The sequence below is a fragment of the Marvinbryantia sp. genome (assembly GCF_047017445.1).
Taxonomy (GTDB): domain Bacteria; phylum Bacillota; class Clostridia; order Lachnospirales; family Lachnospiraceae; genus Marvinbryantia.
In genome coordinates, this window is sequence record NZ_JBKXTT010000011.1 from 37,304 (window position 1) to 59,890 (window position 22,587).

Consider the following 22,587-nt stretch of genomic DNA (forward strand, 5'->3'; position numbering starts at 1 on the left):
CCCTTAAGATTTCCCGAAGGAATATTTCCGTACCCGTATCATCCACAGGAAGACAGGTGCTCCGAGCATGGAAGTAATAATGCCGATAGGAATTTCACTGGGCTGGTCGAGCATTCTGGCACCGACGTCCACCCAGACCAGGAAAATCGCTCCCAGCAGCGTGGAAATCGGAATCACCTTCCGGTGGTCCGCACCGACCATCGACCGCACGATATGCGGGATGACAAGTCCGACGAAACCGATGCTGCCGGTCACTGCCACTGCCGTTCCGGTCAGTGCCGCCGACAGAAAGACGGTGATTTTGCGCACGAGATTAATATTGATTCCCAGCGTCACCGCGCTGCTCTCTCCCATAAGAAGCGCGTTCATGGAGGTGGAGAGAGCATACAGGCACAGAAAGCCCGGTATCAGTACCACAAACAGGGGAAGAAGCTCTTCCCACTGGGCACTGGCTACGCTGCCAAGCGTCCAGAACGTCACCTCCCGGATTTTGCTGTCATCCGGGGCCTTGTAAATGAGAAAGTTTGAAAATGCGGTAAACATGGCGGAAATAGCCGTTCCCACCAGAACCAGCTTGATGGGCGCCACCTCTTTGCCGCTTTTCGCCATGTAATAAACAATTAAAATTGCCGCCATCGCGCCGATAAAAGCGCCGCCCTGGACAGAGTATGCGCCAAGGAAGGAGAGCGCTCCGGTGACAATGGCAAGTGAAGCGCCGAAGGTTGCGCCGGAGGATACGCCCAGCACATAGGGACTTGCCAGCGGATTTTTGGTAAATGACTGCATGGCGACGCCCGAAAGCGTCAGCGCCGCGCCTACCATAGCGCCCATCAGCACCCGCGGCGTCCGCAGATGCCAGACGATGTTCTGCGTGCTCATGCGGATATCTTCAACATCGCCTATGCCGGTCAGACGATGAAGAACCACCTGCCAGACCGTTTGGAAAGGGATGCTGACAGGTCCGATTCCGATGGCAAGAATCATCGACAGAATCAATAGTATTAGCAAGAACACGCAGGTTATCCCCACGTGTTCCCTCATGAATTTACATAACCGTTTCATATGAAATTATTCAAAACACTCCGGATGGAATGCCTGGGCAAATTTTTCAATCGTATCGCCCACACGGGTGCTGGCGAATACTTCCGGAAGCGTGATAACCAGGAAGTTTTCGTTCTTGATGGCAGTTACATCGGAAAGAGCTTCGTTGTCCAGCAGGAACTGGATTTTCTCGTCTGCGGTCGTATCGCCGTAATCATTGATGACGATAACCTCCGGGTCTGCCTCTACAACGGCTTCCCAGCTTACGGTGTTCCAGGTTTTTTCAAGGTCCTCAAATACATTGACGCCGCCTGCGTGACGCATCAGCTTTGAGGTGAAGTTGTTTCCGGGCGTGTAGGCGCCGCCGTCCATTTCGCAGTCAAAGTTGAATACCCGCACTTCCTCTGTACCGGCAATTTTCTCTTCTACTGCCGCAATCTGGGCTTTCATACCGTCTACGATTTCATTTGCTTTGTCTTCAACCTGGAAAATTTTGCCGAGGTTGTAAAAATCCTGATAAACATCTTCCACGTCGCAGCCAAGCTTGTAGCCTTCGATGGAAGAAAGGGACATGATGCCGTACTCGCTTAAGGCATCATGTGTGGCAATCGCCGTGTCAGAATCGCTGAAAGCAGAGCTTCTTCCATAGATGAAATCCGGTTCCAGGTCCAGAACTACCTCCAGGGACGGATAACCGTTGTTGTCGGAGATCACCGGCTTTGATTCGTATTCTTCGCGGTACTGCTCCGGAAGCTGGGCGTTGTTGTAGCAGGTTCCGATAATTTTGTCGCCGAGACCAAGCGCCATAAGCTGCTCTCCGGTGTTGGGATTGGTGCTGATTACACGCTCCGGAACATGTGTAAAGGTGACCTCCTGGTCGTCCTTTGTCACCAGCGTGAAAGGAAATACGTCGCCATCTGCGGCTTCTGCGCCGTCAGCTTCTGTCTCCGCAGCTTCGGTTTCCACAGCGGCTTCCTGTGTTTCGGCTTCTGTTTCCTCAGCAAAAGCTGCTGCCGGGGAGAGCGCCATTACGCCAGCCATAATCAGTGTCAGTAATTGGTTCCTTTTTTTCATCTTGCACCTCCATAGGTATTATGGTCGGGACTTTTGCCCCAACATCATGAAATGAGTGATTGGTTACTGGAAGTCCATAAAAAAGAATCGAGCCTGTCTTCACAGACAGGCATACCAGACAGACCGTTTTGTGCGCAGTAGTCCGGACCGGGCTTTGCAGACGACTGCATGAACCGGAAAAACGGAACTGCTGCGTGTGTCGTAGATACGAACAAATCTGCGAGGATGCTTTGCATGGAAGCTTCTTTCGCACAAGGCAGGCAGGTTTCCTGGCTCACAGATTTGCGCTTGTCCCTCCTTCTCACGGCATTCGCCGCAATGGATATCCGGGGAAGCTCCCTGCTCACAGTGACCGCATCGCTCAGGCTTTTCCTGATTCCCTCTCATTTCCGGATACGGAAATTCACCTGCTTTGTTTCGACAAAATTCATGATAGCATATAGCTGTCTGCTTTGCAAGAGAACTTTTTTGTTGATTTTATCTAATCCCAGATAATCAGATGCATGACTTTTTTGGCGGCTGTTACTATTCTTGAAGATAAATAACTTCTGGCAAGTTTTCTTTTGGAATAGCTCCATATGGGATTGCCCTGTGTCTGCTCAGACAGTAATTTAGTAAAAAACTGTTCCCAGCTGGCGTACTTTTCACTTTCGATATAATTTTCCGGTTTTTGGAGGATTGCAGATACATTTACATCCGGAATGGCATTTGTAGACAACAATAACCATTCAAAGGATTCCGGCGCGTATAGCGCTGCATTTTCTGCGCTGTCGAGATAGCGCATGATTTCGCGCATTTCTGAACCAAGCGCCGCCCCGTCTGCAATGACCAATATTTTTTGGGCGGTCGCTTCGGTATTCTTCAATACTTTCAGAATATTTGACTTTCCATTGGCAGATATGCATGAGATATTTTTCTGTCTGCACAACTCATTGAAAAATTCATATCCCGAATTTGAATCTTCTGTTATTACCAGATGCGGATTTATGCCGTCTGTTTCCGATATTTCTCCATAAAGATTATATATTTCGTTGTACTTCTGCTTCGCTTCGTGAAATTTTCCGGATTCACGGAAGCCGTATATTTCCCGGACACTGTAAGGAAGCATTGGCAGCTTTTCCCGTGTTGCGAGCACAAAGTAGTTATCTGATTTCAAAGCAAGCTCCGCGAATTTTTTTGAAGCCAGAAAGCGGCTGCCTTCATCAATAAAAATGATGGAACCGGATATGCCTTCCAACTGCCGCTCCCAGTCTTCGCTGTCTAATGTCCGGCAGGGAAGGTCGCAGGAGACCACAATGCCGCTGTCAGTACCGTATCTTCTGTAGTCACGGATAAAATCAATCAATACGGTTTTACCGGAGCCGCTGTCTCCAGTGAGAATGGTGATATTTCTTTTAATGGTAAAATCGTATCGGATTTTCTTTGATTCAACAATGATTCTGTGAGCGCCCTTCATAATATATTACTCCTGTTTCATTTTGTTCAGATATTCAGAGGCAACGGGAATCAGCTCTTTCATTGAATGCACGATTTCTCCGCCGTTCCCGACAACGATGGTGAATTTTGTGTCTTTCCCAAAATCCATCAGATGCCGGAGATTGATGGTCAGGTTTTTGCTTTCCGCTATCTTCAGAATCCATTTTGCGCAGTTATCCCCGCACGTGGAGGCGTTGAAAATTTTATCCGGTTCATTCAGCATAAGAAGCAGCGTTTTTACACCGCCGGATAATCTTTCGGGAGGAATCTGTCCCAATACCGGGCTCTGGATACATTCGCCGCTCAGAACATCTGATTTATCTATATCTTTAACCATCTGCTTTGCCAGAGCGGAATCGAACCATTCTGGCTCATAAGTATTTTTAAAATAGACAGCGGTATTGTAGACGCTGTTTTCCATATCTCCAAAAAAAATTGTCAGCATATAAGCACCTCTCTCTTGCTTTCTACGGATTATTTTAGCATTGAACCATTGTAAATGCAATCCGGGCATTTAAATCCGGTTCGGATACAGAAAGCGTTCCCGGATGAGGTATACGCCGCCAAGAAGCACGGAGGTGTCCTGCAGGGTGGAGGGCACCAGGCGGCAGTAGCCCTTCATGTTGTTGTGGAGCTGAGCCGCGATGTCGTCGCACAGTCCGGCGTGGCACATGGTGAGCGAGCTGTTGAGCACGATGATGTCCGGATTGAAGGTGTTCAGCAGATTGTTGATGCCGACAGACATATATTTGATAAACTGCTGCATGGCGCGCACAGCGGCAGGGTCGCCCTGGCGGTAAAGTCTGCCGTAGACCTCGGCGTTTACCGGATAGCCCTTTTGGGCGGAGAGCTCCGCAAACAGTGCGCGCTCGGAGGCATACTGCTCCAGACAGCCGTGATTGCCGCAGGGACAGGGACGTCCGTCCACTTCGATAATAGTATGACCAAATTCGCCGGCGTAGCCGTTTTTGCCTTTGACGAGCTGGTTTTTCATGATGATGCCGGCGCCGATACCGGAGTGGACGCTGATGTAGAGCATTTCATTGGTATCGTGGCAGTGCGCCCATTCGCCCAGCGCGGAAAGATTCGCCTCGTTTTCCATCACGACGGGTACGCCGTAGATATCGCCGAGGCGGGACACAAAATCGATATCTCCGAAAGAAGAATACGGAAGAAAAATGATTTTGTTATGATGGACAACGCCATGAATGCCGAGGGCGATGCCGAGAAGCCCGTAGCGCGTCTTCGGGAGAGCGTTTATCGCCTGGTCAATCCGTTCCTTTAAAAGAGGAAGCAGAAATTCCGTATTCTTCGGCGTGGGAAACTGTGTCAGACGGCAGTTGCCGCCCAGCAGGTTTGCCGTCATCAGGGTGATATTTTCTGTGGCAAGGTCGATAGCAACGACGTAGCCGCAGTCTTTGTTTAGCTGAAGAAAAATCGGCTTTCTGCCTTTTCTGCCCTCCGGCGCGGTGTCGCTGCTTTCCGCCTCGAAAATGATGCCGCGGTCGAGAAGCACCTGTACGATGGCGGAGACCGTCGCCTTTGTCAGACCAAGCTCGGAGGCAATGGAAGCACGGGAAATAGCGCCATGCGTAATGATGGTGCGGAGGACCGACTGTGTGTTGATATCGCGGATGAGTTCCTGATTGCCGGTAAGCATAATTTTTTCTCCTTTTTATGAAATAGGTCTGTCAAGCATTTTTGAAAATGTCCCGAAAAAACTGAAACATTAGCACCGGTTTTCCGGTGCTGATTTCATATGGCTACGTGGCAGATGTCCTCTGGAAGCTTAGGGCTCTGCCCTAAGAACCCGCAAGGGACCTGTCCCTTGACCCATAATCGGGCCCTGCCCGAACCCGCCCCGCAGGGGGCAGGAGAAAGGGCATATATCCTTTCTCCTTAGAAACAGCGTTTTCCGTGAGGCTTATCTCAAGAGACTTTCGCGGCATAACGGGGCCCCAACCCCATTATTCCACGGTTCTCCTGACAACGCCTCCGCTCCCTGTTCCTTCCGCCTTTTTTCGGGCGATCTCCTCACGGATCAGCCGTTTTACGGCTCCCTGTTTTGACGGCTGTTCCCAAAACCAGCGGATGATATCAAGGTCTGTGCGGAGGTTCAGTTTTAAGTAAATTCCCTGTGTATGTTCTTTATCATATTTTTTCTGTGCTTTTGTATGCGCTTCGATGCAGTCGATCCAGTCCCTCATGTGATCTCTCCTTTCGGTAGGTATATACCTATCATCTTTTTCTGCTGCTTTTTATGCTGGAACGTCATCCATTAGATGGTGCTCCTGTGTCTTTACGAATTTCTGGAAAGTTTTGCTGCGCCAGGGATGGCTCATTGGCGGAATATAATGTCTTTTTGCTTTGGGCGGCTGATAGTCTGCATCCAGATCCCGGGATCTTTCCATATGTTCGGGGATCTCCTCCAGTGCATGGACATCCTTGTCATTGACACAGCAGAAAAGGCTTCCGTCAAAAGCCTGGATAACCATTATTTTTGTGCCTTTGCGGTAATGTACCTGTTTCCCTCTGGCGTCCAGCATCCGGTAATGGCGGTGCCGGAACTGGATCGCATGCCCGCAATCCACGGTCCGTTCTGTCAGGACAGCGAGAACCAGGTTGATTTTTTCATTTTCCGGTTGCGTTTCAAACACAGATTTGATACCATTAAGGGGAAGCGCGAACTTCTCATTGAATTCTTTTATGTATGAGTGGAGGAATTCATTGGCAGCATCTATGGTCGTGATCCCTGCTAATCGTAATTCGATTGGCAGGCGCGACTGTAGTGTCTGGTTGAGGCGTTCTACGCGGCCTTTGGCCTGCGGGACACTGCTGGATTCCAGCTGAACACCAAGCTGCTTGCAGGCATAAGCGAATTGGGTATAGGTATCCTCATCAAGAGATGGGGAGTTTTTCTTTTTATAGGTAAATACCGTACGGCGGTCTGTGAAGATCCTGTAAGGGATGCCGTAGGTGGTCAGGATCTGGTGGAATACGTGATAGTAGCCCTTTAAGGTTTCCTGCGTGTCAAACCAGGCTCCGGTGACCCGGCCGGTAGCATCGTCAATAGCCAGGTGGAGGTGCCATACCTGCCCGGGGATCCATTCATAGGGAGTTGCGTCCATCTGCTGCAGTTCCCCAAAATAAGCACATCTTGGACGTCTTGAATGAGCATCTTCAACCGCTACGAGATTGGTTTGGAGCACAGCGGCTTCTTTCAGGCTGCAGGCACTTTTCTTTTTATCCTGAAGCTCCTTTTCCATACGCTTTTTCTTGGCCTTTGTAACTTTCGGAGAAAGAATATATTTACTTTCCAGGATCTTAGCTACAGAAGAAGGTGAGACGCAGATGTGTTCATGGGCCTCAAGGAGTTCTGAATAATGCTGGAAATTAGCATCAAAATATTTTGTAAGGTAGAGATCGATGATGCGATTGCGGGTCTCGTCAGGGATGCTGGTGGACGGTTTACGTCCCCTATTGCCATGGATAAAGAAAGCCTTTCCTTCTTTGCGGTATCCAGCCAGCATACGGTTGATATGGCGTTTGGTGCAGCCAAGGGTGAGGGCAGCCCTGTCCTTATTCCCATCCGGGTGATCTGCCAGAGATTTGATCACTTCGTATTTTTTCTGTTCATCCATTGTAAGTATTACCTTTCTGATAATGATTTCCTCCAATCTAAAATAGATAGAGGATATTTTACCACATCCGGGACATTTTCATATGTGGTATACTAGGACATTATCATAAATGGCTTATAATTTTTTCTCCTTTTTATGAAATAGGTCTTGCAAAAATACGTTGGATGCGTTATGATAAGTATACCACAATTAGTTTAGAAAGTAAACTAATTCGTAAAATAAAAAAGGGAGGTTTTTCAAATGCAGATTAAAAGCGTAACAGACAGCGCTTTCCGCAAGTACGGACGGGTATTAAACCTGGAAGTTCCGGACCTTTTGAAGCGCCTGGCGGATACGCCGCTTCCGCAGGATGTTGTTTATGTTGCATCTGCACCGGAGCTGGAAGCCTGCGCGGAATATGAGACGATCCGCGACAGCGTATACGGCGGTATGCCGATTCAGATTGGCTATTGCAACGGCAACAATCACAAATTAAATGCCGTAGAGTACCACCGGGATTCCGAGATCAACATTCCGCTGGAGGGCGCGATTTTTATTCTCGGTTCGGAGCAGGATGTGGAGGATGATTTTACATACGATACATCGAAGATGGAAGCTTTTGAGGCGCCGGCAGGAGCAGTGCTGGAGTTTTACGGCACCACGCTTCATTACGCTCCGTGCAACGCGGTAGAAAAGGGCTTCCAGGTGGTAGTCGTGCTTCCGAAGGGAACAAACACTGAGCCGCCGCATCTTTCTGGAAAGCTGCCGGAGGACAAGCTTCTCACCGCAAGAAATAAATGGCTGATCGCACACGCAGAGGGCGGCGTGGACGGCGCATTTATCGGTCTGAAGGGTGAAAATTTAGAAGTGTAAGATACATGCGTGCACATTCCGGTGCGCGCGGAACCGGCATCAGTAACCGAAAGCGGGCATGATGCGGGCGCGCAGATTTTTGCAGGTGCGGGAAACGTGAAAAACGCGATGCAGACGAAGGAGTACGCAGCAGAACAAAAACGGAAACAAAAACATTCATATAATATAACAGGAGGATACTTGAAATGAACAACATGCCAGAAGTAAAAATCGGAATCGTTGCGGTAAGCCGCGACTGCTTCCCGGAGTCTCTGTCCGTAAACAGAAGAAAAGCACTTGTAGAAGCTTACAAAGCAAAATATGATGAGAAGAACATCTACGAATGTCCCATCTGTATCGTTGAGAGTGAGATCCATATGGTGCAGGCTCTGGAGGACGTCAAAGCAGCCGGCTGTAATGCGCTGGTAGTTTACCTTGGCAACTTTGGTCCGGAAATTTCCGAGACACTGCTTGCAAAACATTTCGAGGGACCGAAGATGTTCATCGCAGCGGCAGAGGAAACTCAGGATGACCTGGTTGGCGGCAGAGGCGACGCTTACTGCGGTATGCTGAATGCAAGCTATAACCTGCAGCTCCGCAATGTTGAGGGCTACTATATTCCGGAATATCCGGTTGGCGACGCAGAAGACTGCGCAGACATGATCGCAGAATTCGTTCCGGTCGCACGCGCATATGTTGCAGTAAAGGATCTGAAGATCATCAGCTTTGGTCCGCGTCCGCTCAACTTCCTTGCATGTAACGCACCAATCAAGCAGCTCTTCAACCTTGGCGTTGAGATCGAGGAAAACTCTGAGCTTGACCTGTTCGAAGCATTCAACAAACACGCAGGCGACCCGCGTATTCCGGACGTTGTAAAGGATATGGAAGCAGAGCTTGGCGAGGGCAACATGAAGCCGGAGGTTCTTCCGAAGCTGGCTCAGTACGAGATTACGCTGCTTGACTGGGTAGAGGCACACAAGGGCTACAGAAAGTATGTTGCACTGACCACAAAATGCTGGCCGGCATTCCAGACGCAGTTCGGTTTCGTTCCGTGCTACGTAAACAGCCGTCTGACAGGTCGCGGAATCCCGGTATCCTGCGAGGTTGATATCTACGGAACACTGTCTGAGTTCATCGGTACAGCGGTAAGCGACGACATCGTTACCCTGCTTGACATCAACAACACCGTTCCGAAGGATATGTACAAAGAATCCATCGAGGGCAAATACAACTACAAGCTGAACGATACCTTCATGGGCTTCCACTGCGGAAATACCTGCTCCAAGAAGCTGTCCGCATGCTCCATGAAGTATCAGATGATTATGGCAAGAACCCTTCCGGAGGAAGTTACCCAGGGTACTCTCGAAGGCGACATCCAGCCGGGTGAAATCACCTTCTACCGTCTGCAGAGCACCGCAGACAACAAGCTGCGCGCTTACATCGCAGAGGGCGAAATCCTTCCGGTAGCAACACGCTCCTTCGGCGGCATCGGCGTATTTGCTATCCCGGAGATGGGCAGATTCTACCGTCATGTGCTGATCCAGGGCGGCTATCCGCATCATGGCGCAGTTGCATTCGGACATCATGGAAAAGCACTCTTTGAGGTATTCAAGCTTCTCGGCGTAGACGTAAACGAAATCGGCTACAACCAGCCGGCAGGCGTAAGATATCCGACAGAGAATCCGTGGGGCTAGGAGGAAAATCATGTTATACATTGGCGTTGACCTTGGCACATCAGCAGTAAAGCTCCTGCTGATGGATGGCGAGGGCAAGATTCACAATATTGTTTCAAAGGAATATCCGCTGTATTTCCCGCATCCGGGCTGGTCGGAGCAGAAGCCGGAGGACTGGTGGAGCGGCGTTATGGAAGGCTTAAAGGAGCTGACCGCAGACTGCGACAAGAGCCAGATCGCCGGTATCAGTTTCGGCGGACAGATGCATGGTCTGGTTGCGCTGGATGAAAACGACGACGTAATCCGTCCGGCAATCCTCTGGAACGACGGACGTACCCAGAAGCAGACCGATTATCTGAACAACGTAATCGGAAAGGACAAGCTGTCCGAGTACACGGCGAACATTGCATTTGCGGGCTTTACCGCTCCTAAGATCCTCTGGATGAAGGAAGAGGAGCCGGAAAATTTTGCAAAAATCAAAATGATTATGCTGCCGAAGGACTACATCGCATTTAAGTTGTCCGGCGTTTACTGCACGGACGTATCCGATGCATCCGGTATGCTGATCTTCGATGTAAAGAATAAATGCTGGTCAAAGGAAATGCTGGAGATCTGCGGTATTACCGAGGCACAGGTGCCGAAGATCTTCGAGAGCTGCGAGGCGGTCGGCGACATCCTTCCGGAAATCGCAGAGGAGCTTGGCTTCCCGAAGAATGTAAAGATCGTAGCGGGCGCAGGCGACAACGCGGCGGCTGCAGTCGGAACCGGAACGGTTGGCGACGGTATGTGCAACATATCCCTTGGCACCAGCGGAACGATCTTCGTATCCAGCAAGAGTTTTGGCGTGGATGAAAACAATGCGTTGCATTCCTTCGCACATTCAGACGGCCATTATCATCTGATGGGCTGTATGCTGTCCGCAGCATCCTGCAACAAGTGGTGGATGGATGAAATCATCGGTACAAAGGATTACGCGGCGGAGCAGGCGAAGATTGAAAAGCTTGGCGAAAATCACGTATTCTTCCTGCCGTATCTGATGGGCGAGCGTTCCCCGCACAACAACCCGAATGCGAGAGGAACCTTCATCGGCATGACGATGGATACTACCCGCGCGGATATGACGCAGGCGGTTCTGGAGGGCGTGGCTTTTGCGATCCGCGATTCCTTCGAGGTAGCAAAATCACTCGGCATCAAGATCGAGCGCACGAAGATCTGCGGCGGCGGCGCAAAGAGCCCGCTGTGGAAAAAGATCATCGCAAACGTGCTTGGCATCAAGGTGGATGTCATTGAAAGCGAAGAGGGACCGGGATACGGCGGAGCCATGCTGGCAGCAGTGGCATGCGGCGAATTTGCATCCGTTGAGGAAGCGGCTGCAAAGCTTGTAAAAGTTGTGGATACTATAGAGCCGGATGCGGAGCTGGTAGAAAAATACAACGACCGCTATGCGAAATTTGCAAAGATCTACCCGACCGTAAAAGAGCTGTTTGATACGGTAACCATTTAAGGATATCATTTATAATCCAGTAAAGAGAGGCATGAGGCGCTTTGAAAAGGGCGTTTCGTGCCTTTTTTGCGCTGAAAAAATGCCTGTATTTTATCACAGGGCTTTCTGTGAGCACATTACTGCTTTTTAATTAGCACAAATCCATCACAAAATAATGCTATTTTCGCTGCTCTCTTGTTAAAATTCCACAAAATAATGCGAGTGTTTTTGATTTTTGTCTAGTGACATACACGGTACTTTTGTGTTATAGTCAAAATACCGAAAACGGAATAAAATTGTAAACGGAGGAAATGCAAAATGAACAAAAAACTTTTAACAGCAGCTCTCGCAGCTACAATGCTGGCAGGTCTTGGACTTACCGCTGGTGCAGAAGGTGAAACGATCGGCGTTGCAATGCCGACACAGGATCTTCAGAGATGGAACCAGGACGGCGAAAACATGAAGGCTCAGCTGGAAGAAAAAGGCTACGTAGTAGACCTTCAGTATGCAGGAAATGATTCCGCTACACAGGCTTCCCAGATCGAGAACATGATCGCTAACGGCGACCAGCTTCTGGTTGTTGCTTCCATCGACGGCGACTCCCTTGGAACCGTTCTTGCACAGGCAAAAGAAGCAGGCATCCCGGTTATCGCATATGACCGTCTGATCATGAACACGGATGCAGTTTCCTACTATGCAACCTTCGATAACTACCTGGTAGGTAAGACACAGGGTGAATTCCTTGTAGACGCTCTGGATCTTGAGAACCAGGACGGACCGTTCAACATTGAAATGGTAACAGGCGACCCGGGCGACAACAACGTAAACTTCTTCTTCGGCGGCGCTATGGACGTTCTTCAGCCGTACATCGATGCAGGTAAGCTGGTTGTTCCGTCTGGTCAGATGACAAAAGATGAAGTAGCTACCCTCAACTGGGCAACTGACGCTGCACAGTCCAGATTCGAGAACATCCTGTCCTCCAACTATGCAGACGGCACGACTCTTCACGCAGTGCTTGCTTCCAACGACTCCACAGCACTTGGCGTTGTGAACGCTCTGGCAGCTAACTACACTGGCGAGTACCCGATCATCACCGGTCAGGACTGCGACATCGCAAACGTTCCGCACATCGTTGACGGCACACAGGCTATGTCCGTATTCAAGGATACCCGTGCTCTGGCATCCAAGGTTGTTGAAATGGTTGACGCTATCATCACAGGGGCTGAGGTTCCGGTAAACGATACTGAGACATATGACAACGGCACAGGCGTTATCCCGTCATTCCTTTGCGAGCCGACAGCAGTTACCGCTGACAACTACAAAGAGATCCTGATCGATTCCGGTTACTACACAGAGGATCAGATCCAGTAAGACATACACAGCAGAAAGTCTTATACAGGCGGGCCTTTCGCCCGCCTGTTCTTTAGTGATTGATAAGAAAAGTTTGGAGGGAGCAATTTTGGCAAAGATACTACTGGAAATGAAAAATATCACCAAAACATTCCCCGGTGTGAAAGCGCTTGACAACGTAAATCTTCAGGTAGAGGAGGGCGAGATCCACGCGCTCGTCGGCGAGAACGGAGCGGGCAAATCCACTCTGATGAACGTGCTCTCCGGCGTTTATCCCTTCGGTTCCTATGAAGGCGATATCATCTACAACGGCGATATATGTAAATTCCATCATATTAAAGAGAGTGAAGAAAAAGGGATTGTTATTATTCACCAGGAGCTTGCGCTGATTCCGTACATGTCGATCGGCGAGAACATGTTCCTGGGAAATGAACGCGGAAAAAAAGCTTCTATCAACTGGGACGAGACCTATGGGGAAGCTGAAAAATATATGAGACAGGTGGGACTGACGGAATCCTCCCGCACACTGATCAAGGACATCGGCGTCGGCAAGCAGCAGCTTGTGGAAATCGCAAAGGCGCTTGCGAAGAATGCGAAGCTTCTGATCCTGGACGAGCCGACGTCTTCCCTGAACGAGACGGATTCAAAGGCGCTGCTCGACCTGCTTCTGAAATTTAAAAAAGAGGGAATGACCTGTATCATTATCACGCACAAGCTGAACGAGGTTTCCTATGTGGCGGATAAGATTACCGTCATTCGCGATGGTGCCACGATTGAGACGCTGGTGAAGGGCGTGGACGAATTTACCGAGGACCGCATCATTAAGGGCATGGTCGGACGTGAGATCGCAGACCGTTTCCCGAAACGCCACAATGTAAAGATCGGCGAAGTCAATATGGAAGTGAAAAACTGGACGGTCTATCACCCTGTTTATAGTGAGCGCAAGGTAGTGGACAACGTTTCCATCAAGGTGCGCAAGGGCGAGGTAGTCGGGATCTCCGGTCTGATGGGCGCCGGACGTACCGAGCTTGCAAAGAGTGTTTTTGGAAAAAGCTATGGAGCAAACATCAGCGGAACGCTTCTGCTGAACGGCAAAGAGGTGCATTTAAAGAATGCGCGTGACGCGATTCATCACAAGCTTGCATATGTGACGGAGGACCGCAAGGGCGACGGACTGATCCTTTCTAATTCGATCAAGACAAACACGACGCTGGCAAACCTGGAGGGCGTCAGCGACGGCGTGGTTATCGACAAGGATAAGGAATATGCGGTAGCCGTGGAATATAAGGAAAAGCTGAAAACGAAGTGTCCGACAGTGGAACAGAACGTCGGAAACTTAAGCGGCGGAAACCAGCAGAAGGTGCTTCTGGCAAAGTGGATGTTCGCAGACCCGGATATTCTGATCCTGGACGAACCGACCAGAGGTATCGACGTCGGTGCAAAATACGAGATTTACTGTATCATCAATGATCTGGTAGCGGCGGGAAAATCAGTGATCATGATTTCCTCCGAGCTTCCGGAGGTATTGGGAATGTCAGACAGAATCTATGTCATGAACGAGGGAAGGATCGCCGGCGAGCTGACGCAGGCGGAGGCGACGCAGGAGAAGATTATGGCATGTATTCTGAAGTCGAGTAAAGGAGAGTAAGAGATGAATAGCGCAAAAGTAAGAGATTTTATCACAAAATATACCATGATAATTGTATTGGTGCTGGTAACACTGTTCTTCACCTGGGGCACACAGGGCAAGATCCTGTTCCCGCAGAATATTACAAACCTCATTTCACAGAACGCTTACGTGTTCGTTCTGGCAACCGGTATGCTGCTCTGTATCTTAACCGGCGGCAACATCGACCTTTCCGTTGGTTCCGTTGTCTGCTTCGTCGGCGCGGTAGGCGGTGTTCTTATGGAAAACATGGGCGTTCCGGTTTTCGCTGCAGTCATTCTGATGCTGCTCCTCGGCGCTCTGATCGGCGCATGGCAGGCGTTCTGGATCGCATTTTTCCGCATCCCGCCTTTCATCACCACCCTGTCCGGTATGCTTGTATTCCGCGGACTTTCCAACGTGGTGCTCGGCGGTAAGACGCTCCCGATCAAATCGGAGACCTTTACCGTACTGTTCGGCGGCGGCGCAAACTGCTACGTTCCGGATTTCCTTGGCGGCGGAGAGGGCTTAAACCGCGTGGCGATGGCGGCAGGTATTATCGCATGTCTGATTTACATATTCGTGACGGTGCGCGGCCATATGAACCGTAAGAAAAAAGGCTACGAGACAGGAAATGTCGTTGCAATGTACATAAAAATGATCATTATCTGCGCAGTTATCATGTTTTTAACTGTCAAGCTTGCGCAGCACAAGGGTATCCCGACCTCCCTCGTATGGGTACTGATCGTGGTACTGATCTACGGCTATATCACAAGCAAGACGACCATCGGACGTTATTTCTACGCAGTCGGCGGCAACGAGAAGGCGACAAAGCTTTCCGGTATCAACACCGATATGGTTTACTTTATCGCTTACACAAACATGGGTCTTCTTTCTGCACTGGCAGGTATGCTTACCATCGCGCGTCTGACCTCCGCACAGCCGACCTACGGTCAGAACTACGAGATGGATGCAATCGGCTCCTGCTTTATCGGCGGCGCTTCCGCATACGGCGGAATCGGTACCGTGCCGGGCGTTATCGTCGGTGCGCTTCTTATGGGTATCATCAACCAGGGTATGTCTATCATGGGCACCGACCAGAACATGCAGAAGGTTGTAAAAGGTCTTGTGCTTCTGGCAGCCGTTATCTTCGACGTAGTATCCAAGAAGAAATCTTCCTAAAAAGTTCAGATAGTGTTTATTGGAGCTGCCGTACCGGGCAAACAGCGGGTGCGGCAGCTTTTCCTATGCAAATATTGTCTAAAAATAGCAAAATATTTTTATGCGAAGATTGCATAAATATGATATAATATATGTAGAAAACTGAATATGGAGGGAAGTATTGTGGAGGAGCAGCGCTATCTGATTTCCGATGCGGCAAAGATGGTCGCAGTGGAAGCCCATGTTCTCCGCTATTGGGAAGACGAGCTTGAAATTCCCATCGGCAGAACAGAGCTGGGGCACCGATACTACACCCGAGAAAATATTGAGATTTTTCAAAATGTGAAGAAACTGAAGGAAGAGGGGCTGCAGCTGAAGGCAATAAAGGCAGTCCTGCAAAGCACGAATTACAGACCGGAGGAGAAAATACAACAGGAGCAGTCGGCGGCAGAACAGACATCCCTGATAGAAATGCAGAATAACGCAGAAAAGCTTCGTCAGTTTAAGGAGTTAGTGGAGGAGATCGTAGAGCGAGTTGTAAAAGACAACAATGAGGAACTGCAGAGCCGGCTTGAAGAATCTATGGCGAAAGAGACAGATTATCTTCTGCGTATGCAGGAAAAGCATGAGGAAGAACGTTTCCGGCGGCTGGATGAGATTATCCGGGCGCATCAGAAGGTGGCGGCAGCACGGGAGAAGCGCAGCTTCTGGGACATGCTCAGGCGAAGGTAAGGAGACTGTTTCGAGCATAAAAATCAGGGCGTGCAAAGCACGCCCCATAATTTCGGTAATTCTCCGGATTATTCAGCAGAGATAGCGCCTGTCGGGCATTCGCTCTCGCAAGTACCGCACTCAAGACATGCATCTGCATCGATCACATACTTGCCATCGCCTTCGCTGATAGCTTCTGCCGGACATGCATCTGCGCAGGTTCCGCAGCTTACGCATTCATCAGAAATTACATATGCCATAATACTTGTCCTCCTTTAATATTTATTATGACTTCATTCTAATACATAAAAATCAAATATACAAGTGAAAAATTCAGGAAAGGCAAATAAAATATATGGAGATGGAAGGATTCGCTTATATCCGCAGCAGAAGAAAAACAAATCTGCTGATGGTTCTGATCAATACAGCAGTGTTTCTGGTCGTCACGGCGCTGAGCGGCGGCGTCCCGGACACAGAACAGATGCTTTCCTGCGGGGCAATGTATCCTCCGTATGTAATTGAGAACGGGGAGTACTACCGATTGTTTACCAGCATGTTTCTTCACTTTGGATGGCAGCATTTATTTTATAATATGCTGCTTTTGTGGTTTGCCGGGGATATGCTGGAGGCGAGGAGCGGCGCAGCCCGCTACCTTGCGATTTATCTGGCAGGCGGCGTGCTTGGAAATGTGCTGTCGTTTCTTGTCGGAATGGACCGGGAGGCAGTATCCGCGGGAGCGTCCGGCGCGGTGTTTGCAGTGATCGGTGCTCTGGTCTGGATCGTGGTGAAAAACCGGGGAAAGGCGGAAGGAATTGATAACCGCGGCATCTGCATGATGGCGGTGCTTTCGCTGGCACAGGGGTTCCTGGACGCTGGTGTGGATCATTTCGCGCATCTTGGCGGATTTATCGGAGGGTTCCTTTTGGCAGCCGCACTTCGAACACCGTCGGATGCCCGCACGAAAGACATCTGAGTGTGCCGCCGTGTGCCTCGGTGATCTGACGGCAGATAGCAAGACCAAGCCCGGTGCCGTTTTGCTTATGTGTGACAAACGGATCGAATAAGGTATCCAGGTATTCCGGGTCGATACCGTAGCCGTTATCGCATATTAAAATACAAAGCGCATCACCGCTCATGGAAGCAGAGAGCGACAGTATCCGGGAGCTGTCGTCGGATTTCTGCGCAAGCGCCTCCAGCGCATTGCGAATAAGGTTGTCCAGTACCTGACGCAGGCGGACGGGATCTGCAGGGAGCACAGGAAGCTTCCGGGAGATATCCGCAGAAAACGCAACAGAAGCATTTTGTGCGAGCAAAGGCGTCAGCGAGGCGGCATATTCGTTCAGATAGGCCGTCATATCGATTGGCTCCGTATGCAGGCGGGATACGTTCTGGTAAGATGAGATATCCTCCAGAAGAGCACGCAGATGCGTCATTTCCTGCCGTACAGTATCCCAATATTGGCAGCTGCAGATTTCCGGATGCGTTTGTTCGATTAATTGAAGATAACTGTTTATGAGTGTAACAGGATTGCGTATCTCATGGGAAATAGCCGATAACAGCGTCTGATACTCTTCTGGAGTCTGCATGAGATTCCTCCTTCCTTATATGAAAAATGTATGGTATTATTTGCTAAATGAAAAAAACTTTATATATATAAATACGTGAAAGGAGAAAAAATATGATGGAGAATTGTATTTTTTGTAAAATTGCCGGAGGGGAGATACCCTCAGCCACACTGTATGAGGACGATGATTTCCGGGTGATCCTGGATGTTGGTCCGGCGGCAAAAGGTCACATGCTGATCCTGCCGAAAAAGCATTTTGCCAATATCTGCGAGATGCCGGAGGAGCTTGTCGGAAAAGCGTTTATCCTTGCGAAAAGGATGGCGGAGAAGATGGAGAAGGCGCTTCACTGCGACGGAATCAACGTGCTTCAGAACAATCACGAAGCGGCGGGACAGACCGTGTTCCACTTCCACATCCATCTGATCCCGCGTTTCCATAAGGATAAGGTTGGCATCGGCTGGAAACCGGGAAAACTGACGGAGGGCGATCGGGAAGAAATACTCAGAGCGTTTGCTGAGGTATAAAAAGTACAGATGACAAAACACGAGACATTTACAGAAAATTATAAGCGCTACGGCGCGATGATCATGAAATCTGTGATGGCTCAGACGAAAGATAAAGAACTGGCAGCGGAGATATGTCAGCAGACATTTCTGCATTACTACCGGACAATGGACAAAGTGGATGAGAGCAGGATCAAACCGTGGCTGCTGCAGGTTGCGAAGAATCTGCTGATCGACTACTGGAGGAAAGCCAGTACCAGAAAGGAATTTCTGGTAGAAAGTCCTACCGGTGCGCTGGAAGAATCCGGAGCGGATATGGAAAAGCAATGCATGGACAGGATGTTCATCTGCCGGTTGTTAGAGGATTTGAAAGAGGTAAATGAACTCTGGTACGAAGTCATATACTACATTTTTATTTTGAAGATGGGTTATGACGAAACGGCGAAGCTGCTGGATATTTCACCAGCAACGCTTCGCGCAAGACTTTACAGAGCAAAGAATTATATCAAGGAAAAGTACGGCGAAGAATACCTGTACGGTTAGCGGGAGCTTACGATCTCCTCGATAAGACCGGTGATTTTTTCAATGGCGCTGCTTTGACTGCTCTTTTCCATTGCCCGGATGTAGTCTGCTCTGGAGGTATAAAGCTTTGAGATAGCTTCCAGCAAAAGCTCCGGCTTCAGGTTCTCTTCGAGAAGAACCTCGCAAAAACCCTGGCGCTGGAAGGACTCTGCATTCAAAATCTGGTCGCCGCGGCTGGCGTTCGAGCCGAGCGGGATCAGAAGAGCAGGCTTGCGAAGCTCAAGCAGCTCGCAGATGGCGTTGGCTCCCGCGCGGGATACGACAACATCTGCCAGTGCGAACAGATCGGCAAGTTCTTTCTTGATGTACTCAAACTGTACATACCCTTGGGTATTTTCCAGAGAGGGGTCAAGCTTATCCTTTCCGCAGAGGTGGATAACCTGAAAGGTTTTTAAAAGCTCCGGCAAAATTCCGCGGATGGCGCTGTTTACATTGGCAGAACCAAGGCTTCCGCCGATGACCATCAGTACCGGTTTGTCTGCGCTAAATCTGCAGAAATCAAGTGCGGCAGCGCGGCTGCCTTCGTGCAGCTCTGTGCGGATGGGAGAGCCGGTGAGCACTGCCTTGTCCTGCGGGAGATATTGCAGAGTTTCCGGAAAATTACAGCAGACTTTGGTGGCGGAGGGAATCGCAAGCTTGTTGGCAAGCCCCGGCGTCATGTCGGACTCATGGATGATGACCGGAATATGACAATGTTTTGCAGCGAGAACGACTGGCACGGCAACAAAACCGCCTTTTGAGAAAACAATATCCGGTTTTAACTTTTTCAAAATGCTTCTCGCCTCAGCGTATCCTTTGATAACACGGAAAGGGTCTGAAAAGTTTTTCAGATCGAAATATCGTCTGAGCTTACCGGAAGAAATGCCGTGATATGGAATATCCATTTCTTCAATCAATTTTTTTTCGATACCGTCATAGGAGCCTATGTACTGGATATCGTAGCCCAGCTCGCGCAGGCGCGGAATGAGGGCAATATTTGGTGTAACATGACCGGCGGTTCCGCCGCCGGTTAAAACGATACGTTTCATAAAACAATCCTCCAAAAGATATAACTACTATTATCTTATACTCTTGGAGAGAAAAGTCAAGAAGGGACTTCGCGGTTGTATGAGGAAGAACGGACACTTTTCGGAGTTTGATGATAAAAAAACAGAAGATTTTATCTGGCAGAAAATGTCAGAGGCGGCGGATGCGTACGAGGCAGAGCTGAACGCCGATCCTTTGCTGGACGATGTGTGTCTCACACCGGAAATGATGGAAGACATGATGCAGCGGATCGCAGAGGAAGATGAAAAGAACGCCGAAAGCGCGGAACTGCTTCTCTCCGAGGACGACCGCGAAGCTCTCGAACTTGGCAGAAAAGAACGGGAGCGGCGCACAAAACGGAAAAAAAGCCGCAAAGTGCTGCTCAGAGCAGGAATCGCGGCAGCGGCGCTGGCTGTTGTATTTGGTGCCAGTATGTCAATAGAAGCAAACAGAATCAAGTTGTTGAATGTGTGGAATTTCCTGCAGGGAAAGGAAATTGTAATGCGCGCTGAGAATAATGAAGAGCAGGGGGAGTACGAATCGCAAAGACTGGAGGCATGCATTGACATTTTAGAGAGAACGGGGATACATGCTGTTGTTTTTTTATATGTTCCGAAAGGAATGCAATTCACTAATTATGTAGTAAATGAGACATTAAAGAGCGCAAAGATATTTTATCAATATGAAGATACTCTGGTTACGATTAGCATGGAAAAAGAATCGGAAACAACGAAAATCGGTAAAATTTTTGATGGAGAAGTAACAGATAGTTTTGAAACAGAAACAAAATTTGGTCCAGTAGAAATAAAAAAGATCATGACGCCAGAAGGGGAAGAAGACTACGTAGCTCAGATTGCATATGATAATTGCCAATATGTGATTTACGGTGTACTTCCACAAAATGAATTTAAACAAATGATACAAATGATAAATTTTTATTAATTATGCGTCACATTGATTTTTGGGTTTCGTATATATAAATGTAGTGTAAAATACCAGTGAAGAAGAAGGGAGGGACTAATGATAGGAAAGAGAAAAATTCGCATTGCATTAATTGCATGCTTAATGTTGAGCTTATACTTTGGAAATTCAGCTCTGGCAGTATGTATTCCTTTTGATGTACATACATCGTTGGAGCCGATTCAGATAAAGTCGGGAGAGAGTGGAATCCAGCCATATGGAACTTATCTTGCAGAGGGCACATGCACAATTACAGAAATCGGCACAGGCATGGTTCGTATTAGCGCAGAGACATCTTGCTATAGAGTATCTGACGTAGTTACTGCGGATGTGTATTTGGAAAGCAAGGAAGGCGGATCGTGGTGGACGCTCACGTATAAGCAGGGAACTGGATATAATACAAACTATGTGTGTACCTCGAAGGATTATGCGGTTGCAAGAGGGCAGTATTACCGGGTTGAAGGCTCTCATACAGCTCAGAAAGGTAGCGCGATAGAGACGGCAGTAAGCTTATCTGGCAACATGTACATTGACTAGCACCAAATTTTTTACGGTTTTCTATTCTTATATTCAAGCTATACCAGTATAAACTAATGCCCGCCCAGGCTTTTGTCTATGTTTTATTATGCCCGTCAGGGCAGCGATACAGTTTAATAATGCCCGCCAAGGCGAACACGAGAAGAATAGAAAAAAGATAAAGGCAGGTTTGCGGCTCGGCGAATCTGCAAATTGGCGGCACCGCCAGTCGGTAAATGTCAGATTTATATAGAAAATAAAAATCCGGATATTTTACATTACCTTTTACCGGCTGTGCGGCTTGCCGTCACAGAAGCTTCGGCGGGGAGCCGGAGAAATTTTATTTTAGTTTATTAATTACAAGATAAGGGGGAGACCAGAAATGAACGCAAAATATTATCGTGTTCTTTATCATCCTGTGTCAGAGGGAGTATGCTTCAGCGCAAGTGTAGGCGCAGAAAAAGGAAAGGACGGCGCGCAGATCCTGTATCTGAGTGCTGACGGAGAGGGCGCAGATGGGGAATTGTGCCCGGCATCCGCAAAAACAGAGCATTTGCAGCTTTTGATACTCGCAGATTTAAAACCGCTTACCATAAAGAGGGCAGAGGATATCTGCAAAACGGCAGCCGTGGATACGGTTCTGATGCCGTCTGGCAAAGAGCGCACAACGTTGTCGGAGGCGCTGCTGCAGAAGGCGGATATTTACGAGGTGGACGAAAGGTTTGAGACAAGCCTTGCCGGATTTACCGTGAAGGTGTTTGCTGTCGGCGAAGAAGGGGCGCGTGTGCTTCTGATGTACCTTGGCAGCAAAGGCATAAAGCCGCAGACAGACGAATGCGTGATGAACGTTAAGCGGTGCCTGTCGGAGCTTCCATGCCGTCTTACAGTGGACGCGGCGAACTTAAACTGCGAGATGCACTGTATGCTCTGCAGCGATTTTACACAGTGCAAGAAGCATAATCGAAGGGACGAAACATATTTTGTTGACGGACATCTGCTGCTTGCAGCGGCTAAGCTGTCTGAATATATGCCGGAGCTAAAAGAATATCTGGCAGAAGAGTGGAAACGCATACGTTTTATCGGACTGCCGCGGGAAATTGACGATGCCCAGCTTGGGGAGCTGTCCGGCATCGGCACGCCGGGGCATCAGCGATATTATATCGGCTGCGCAGACACAGCAGCTTCCGTTGTAAAGGCGGCGGAGTGTGAGGATCCGTTTGGAACGTTCATATCTGTATGCGGCAGAGCCGGACTATGCGTATCCGGCTGCTACGCCAAAAGATGAAAAATTTATAAACTGTCACAAAATACTGTCATAACAGTGGAAGATGGGGTATACTAAGAAAAAG

The 22,587-nt window shown here is 49.0% G+C and carries 23 protein-coding genes and 1 riboswitch; of the genes, 13 read left to right on the forward strand and 10 right to left on the reverse strand.

Annotated features, from left to right (window positions below; translation table 11 throughout):
* Window positions 1-3: 3 nt before the first annotated feature.
* The 7 genes from ACLU9Q_RS13130 to ACLU9Q_RS13160 form a co-directional block, all read right to left on the reverse strand.
* A complete protein-coding gene (locus ACLU9Q_RS13130) occupies window positions 4-1,029 on the reverse strand; it encodes a FecCD family ABC transporter permease (RefSeq protein WP_296831814.1) in 1,026 nt (341 codons plus the stop codon).
* 39 nt (window positions 1,030-1,068) lie between these two features.
* Window positions 1,069-2,115 (reverse strand): ABC transporter substrate-binding protein, encoded by a 1,047-nt coding sequence (locus ACLU9Q_RS13135; RefSeq protein WP_296908473.1) that lies wholly within the window; start codon window positions 2,113-2,115, stop codon window positions 1,069-1,071.
* Between the two features lie 241 nt (window positions 2,116-2,356).
* A riboswitch (cobalamin riboswitch) is annotated at window positions 2,357-2,541 on the reverse strand.
* 55 nt (window positions 2,542-2,596) lie between these two features.
* Window positions 2,597-3,571, reverse strand: a complete 975-nt coding sequence (locus ACLU9Q_RS13140; RefSeq protein ID WP_296831810.1) for a hypothetical protein — start codon at window positions 3,569-3,571, stop codon at window positions 2,597-2,599.
* Between the two features lie 6 nt (window positions 3,572-3,577).
* Window positions 3,578-4,036 carry a DUF4869 domain-containing protein gene (locus tag ACLU9Q_RS13145; protein ID WP_296831808.1) on the reverse strand — a complete coding sequence of 153 codons (459 nt, stop codon included), beginning with the start codon at window positions 4,034-4,036 and terminating at the stop codon, window positions 3,578-3,580.
* Window positions 4,037-4,105: 69 nt separating this feature from the next.
* Window positions 4,106-5,251: an ROK family transcriptional regulator gene (locus ACLU9Q_RS13150; RefSeq protein WP_296831806.1), complete on the reverse strand. Its 1,146-nt coding sequence runs from the start codon at window positions 5,249-5,251 to the stop codon at window positions 4,106-4,108.
* A gap of 307 nt (window positions 5,252-5,558) precedes the next feature.
* Complete coding sequence (locus tag ACLU9Q_RS13155) at window positions 5,559-5,798, reverse strand: hypothetical protein (RefSeq protein ID WP_412624486.1); 240 nt, start codon at window positions 5,796-5,798, stop codon at window positions 5,559-5,561.
* Between the two features lie 51 nt (window positions 5,799-5,849).
* Window positions 5,850-7,232, reverse strand: coding sequence for an ISNCY family transposase (locus ACLU9Q_RS13160; protein ID WP_412624485.1), 1,383 nt, complete (start codon window positions 7,230-7,232; stop codon window positions 5,850-5,852).
* Between the two features lie 240 nt (window positions 7,233-7,472).
* Here ACLU9Q_RS13160 and ACLU9Q_RS13165 point away from each other — a divergent pair, with 240 nt between their 5' ends.
* The 7 genes from ACLU9Q_RS13165 to ACLU9Q_RS13195 all read left to right on the forward strand — a co-directional run bounded on the left by ACLU9Q_RS13165 (window position 7,473) and on the right by ACLU9Q_RS13195 (window position 16,107).
* A complete protein-coding gene (locus ACLU9Q_RS13165) occupies window positions 7,473-8,084 on the forward strand; it encodes a DUF4867 family protein (protein ID WP_006862077.1) in 612 nt (203 codons plus the stop codon).
* 185 nt (window positions 8,085-8,269) lie between these two features.
* A complete protein-coding gene (locus ACLU9Q_RS13170) occupies window positions 8,270-9,757 on the forward strand; it encodes an L-fucose/L-arabinose isomerase family protein (protein WP_296831803.1) in 1,488 nt (495 codons plus the stop codon).
* A gap of 10 nt (window positions 9,758-9,767) precedes the next feature.
* Window positions 9,768-11,240: a xylulokinase gene (xylB, locus tag ACLU9Q_RS13175; RefSeq protein WP_296831801.1), complete on the forward strand. Its 1,473-nt coding sequence runs from the start codon at window positions 9,768-9,770 to the stop codon at window positions 11,238-11,240.
* 336 nt (window positions 11,241-11,576) lie between these two features.
* The gene (gene chvE / locus ACLU9Q_RS13180; RefSeq protein WP_296831879.1) at window positions 11,577-12,590 is read left to right on the forward strand and encodes a multiple monosaccharide ABC transporter substrate-binding protein; all 1,014 of its coding nucleotides are present in this window, start codon (window positions 11,577-11,579) and stop codon (window positions 12,588-12,590) included.
* Between the two features lie 88 nt (window positions 12,591-12,678).
* Window positions 12,679-14,217 (forward strand): multiple monosaccharide ABC transporter ATP-binding protein, encoded by a 1,539-nt coding sequence (mmsA, locus tag ACLU9Q_RS13185; RefSeq protein WP_296831799.1) that lies wholly within the window; start codon window positions 12,679-12,681, stop codon window positions 14,215-14,217.
* A 3-nt stretch (window positions 14,218-14,220) separates the two neighbouring features.
* Window positions 14,221-15,396: a multiple monosaccharide ABC transporter permease gene (gene mmsB, locus ACLU9Q_RS13190; protein ID WP_296908475.1), complete on the forward strand. Its 1,176-nt coding sequence runs from the start codon at window positions 14,221-14,223 to the stop codon at window positions 15,394-15,396.
* Between the two features lie 147 nt (window positions 15,397-15,543).
* The gene (locus tag ACLU9Q_RS13195; protein WP_296840551.1) at window positions 15,544-16,107 is read left to right on the forward strand and encodes a helix-turn-helix domain-containing protein; all 564 of its coding nucleotides are present in this window, start codon (window positions 15,544-15,546) and stop codon (window positions 16,105-16,107) included.
* A 68-nt stretch (window positions 16,108-16,175) separates the two neighbouring features.
* Here ACLU9Q_RS13195 and ACLU9Q_RS13200 read toward each other — a convergent pair whose 3' ends face one another.
* Complete coding sequence (locus ACLU9Q_RS13200) at window positions 16,176-16,346, reverse strand: DUF362 domain-containing protein (RefSeq protein ID WP_296840548.1); 171 nt, start codon at window positions 16,344-16,346, stop codon at window positions 16,176-16,178.
* Between the two features lie 95 nt (window positions 16,347-16,441).
* Here ACLU9Q_RS13200 and ACLU9Q_RS13205 point away from each other — a divergent pair, with 95 nt between their 5' ends.
* On the forward strand, window positions 16,442-17,059 hold the full coding sequence (locus tag ACLU9Q_RS13205) for a rhomboid family intramembrane serine protease (protein WP_296840545.1): 618 nt from the start codon (window positions 16,442-16,444) through the stop codon (window positions 17,057-17,059).
* Here ACLU9Q_RS13205 and ACLU9Q_RS13210 read toward each other — a convergent pair.
* Window positions 16,992-17,672, reverse strand: coding sequence for a sensor histidine kinase (locus ACLU9Q_RS13210; protein ID WP_296840541.1), 681 nt, complete (start codon window positions 17,670-17,672; stop codon window positions 16,992-16,994). The two genes, ACLU9Q_RS13205 and ACLU9Q_RS13210, sit on opposite strands and share 68 nt — an antisense overlap.
* A 95-nt stretch (window positions 17,673-17,767) precedes the next feature.
* Here ACLU9Q_RS13210 and ACLU9Q_RS13215 point away from each other — a divergent pair, with 95 nt between their 5' ends.
* Window positions 17,768-18,175: an HIT family protein gene (locus ACLU9Q_RS13215; RefSeq protein WP_296840554.1), complete on the forward strand. Its 408-nt coding sequence runs from the start codon at window positions 17,768-17,770 to the stop codon at window positions 18,173-18,175.
* 9 nt (window positions 18,176-18,184) lie between these two features.
* Entirely contained in the window at window positions 18,185-18,697 is a 513-nt protein-coding gene (locus tag ACLU9Q_RS13220) for an RNA polymerase sigma factor (protein WP_296840538.1), read from the forward strand.
* On the opposite strand, the gene ACLU9Q_RS13225 is transcribed toward ACLU9Q_RS13220, so the two are convergent.
* Complete coding sequence (locus ACLU9Q_RS13225; RefSeq protein ID WP_296840536.1) at window positions 18,694-19,764, reverse strand: undecaprenyldiphospho-muramoylpentapeptide beta-N-acetylglucosaminyltransferase; 1,071 nt, start codon at window positions 19,762-19,764, stop codon at window positions 18,694-18,696. The genes ACLU9Q_RS13220 and ACLU9Q_RS13225 overlap by 4 nt on opposite strands.
* 79 nt (window positions 19,765-19,843) lie before the next feature.
* Here ACLU9Q_RS13225 and ACLU9Q_RS13230 point away from each other — a divergent pair, with 79 nt between their 5' ends.
* The 3 genes from ACLU9Q_RS13230 to ACLU9Q_RS13240 all read left to right on the forward strand — a co-directional run bounded on the left by ACLU9Q_RS13230 (window position 19,844) and on the right by ACLU9Q_RS13240 (window position 22,523).
* Window positions 19,844-20,704: a DUF4367 domain-containing protein gene (locus ACLU9Q_RS13230; RefSeq protein WP_296840533.1), complete on the forward strand. Its 861-nt coding sequence runs from the start codon at window positions 19,844-19,846 to the stop codon at window positions 20,702-20,704.
* Window positions 20,705-20,782: 78 nt separating this feature from the next.
* A complete protein-coding gene (locus ACLU9Q_RS13235) occupies window positions 20,783-21,259 on the forward strand; it encodes a DUF6147 family protein (RefSeq protein ID WP_296840530.1) in 477 nt (158 codons plus the stop codon).
* A gap of 361 nt (window positions 21,260-21,620) precedes the next feature.
* A complete protein-coding gene (locus ACLU9Q_RS13240) occupies window positions 21,621-22,523 on the forward strand; it encodes a hypothetical protein (protein WP_296928067.1) in 903 nt (300 codons plus the stop codon).
* The last annotated feature ends 64 nt before the right edge of the window (window positions 22,524-22,587 follow it).

What these genes read in the sequence shown, in the direction of transcription:
- ACLU9Q_RS13135 (WP_296908473.1), bottom strand. Translation starts at nt 2,115, where the DNA reads ATGAAAAAAAGGAACCAATTACTGACACTGATTATGGCTGGCGTAATG.
- ACLU9Q_RS13140 (WP_296831810.1), bottom strand. Translation starts at nt 3,571, where the DNA reads ATGAAGGGCGCTCACAGAATCATTGTTGAATCAAAGAAAATCCGATAC.
- ACLU9Q_RS13145 (WP_296831808.1), bottom strand. Translation starts at nt 4,036, where the DNA reads ATGCTGACAATTTTTTTTGGAGATATGGAAAACAGCGTCTACAATACC.
- ACLU9Q_RS13150 (WP_296831806.1), bottom strand. Translation starts at nt 5,251, where the DNA reads ATGCTTACCGGCAATCAGGAACTCATCCGCGATATCAACACACAGTCG.
- ACLU9Q_RS13155 (WP_412624486.1), bottom strand. Translation starts at nt 5,798, where the DNA reads ATGAGGGACTGGATCGACTGCATCGAAGCGCATACAAAAGCACAGAAA.
- ACLU9Q_RS13160 (WP_412624485.1), bottom strand. Translation starts at nt 7,232, where the DNA reads ATGGATGAACAGAAAAAATACGAAGTGATCAAATCTCTGGCAGATCAC.
- ACLU9Q_RS13165 (WP_006862077.1), top strand. Translation starts at nt 7,473, where the DNA reads ATGCAGATTAAAAGCGTAACAGACAGCGCTTTCCGCAAGTACGGACGG.
- ACLU9Q_RS13170 (WP_296831803.1), top strand. Translation starts at nt 8,270, where the DNA reads ATGAACAACATGCCAGAAGTAAAAATCGGAATCGTTGCGGTAAGCCGC.
- xylB (WP_296831801.1), top strand. Translation starts at nt 9,768, where the DNA reads ATGTTATACATTGGCGTTGACCTTGGCACATCAGCAGTAAAGCTCCTG.
- chvE (WP_296831879.1), top strand. Translation starts at nt 11,577, where the DNA reads ATGCTGGCAGGTCTTGGACTTACCGCTGGTGCAGAAGGTGAAACGATC.
- mmsB (WP_296908475.1), top strand. Translation starts at nt 14,221, where the DNA reads ATGAATAGCGCAAAAGTAAGAGATTTTATCACAAAATATACCATGATA.
- ACLU9Q_RS13195 (WP_296840551.1), top strand. Translation starts at nt 15,544, where the DNA reads ATGGAGGGAAGTATTGTGGAGGAGCAGCGCTATCTGATTTCCGATGCG.
- ACLU9Q_RS13200 (WP_296840548.1), bottom strand. Translation starts at nt 16,346, where the DNA reads ATGGCATATGTAATTTCTGATGAATGCGTAAGCTGCGGAACCTGCGCA.
- ACLU9Q_RS13205 (WP_296840545.1), top strand. Translation starts at nt 16,442, where the DNA reads ATGGAGATGGAAGGATTCGCTTATATCCGCAGCAGAAGAAAAACAAAT.
- ACLU9Q_RS13210 (WP_296840541.1), bottom strand. Translation starts at nt 17,672, where the DNA reads ATGCAGACTCCAGAAGAGTATCAGACGCTGTTATCGGCTATTTCCCAT.
- ACLU9Q_RS13215 (WP_296840554.1), top strand. Translation starts at nt 17,768, where the DNA reads ATGGAGAATTGTATTTTTTGTAAAATTGCCGGAGGGGAGATACCCTCA.
- ACLU9Q_RS13220 (WP_296840538.1), top strand. Translation starts at nt 18,185, where the DNA reads ATGACAAAACACGAGACATTTACAGAAAATTATAAGCGCTACGGCGCG.
- ACLU9Q_RS13225 (WP_296840536.1), bottom strand. Translation starts at nt 19,764, where the DNA reads ATGAAACGTATCGTTTTAACCGGCGGCGGAACCGCCGGTCATGTTACA.
- ACLU9Q_RS13230 (WP_296840533.1), top strand. Translation starts at nt 19,844, where the DNA reads ATGAGGAAGAACGGACACTTTTCGGAGTTTGATGATAAAAAAACAGAA.
- ACLU9Q_RS13235 (WP_296840530.1), top strand. Translation starts at nt 20,783, where the DNA reads ATGATAGGAAAGAGAAAAATTCGCATTGCATTAATTGCATGCTTAATG.
- ACLU9Q_RS13240 (WP_296928067.1), top strand. Translation starts at nt 21,621, where the DNA reads ATGAACGCAAAATATTATCGTGTTCTTTATCATCCTGTGTCAGAGGGA.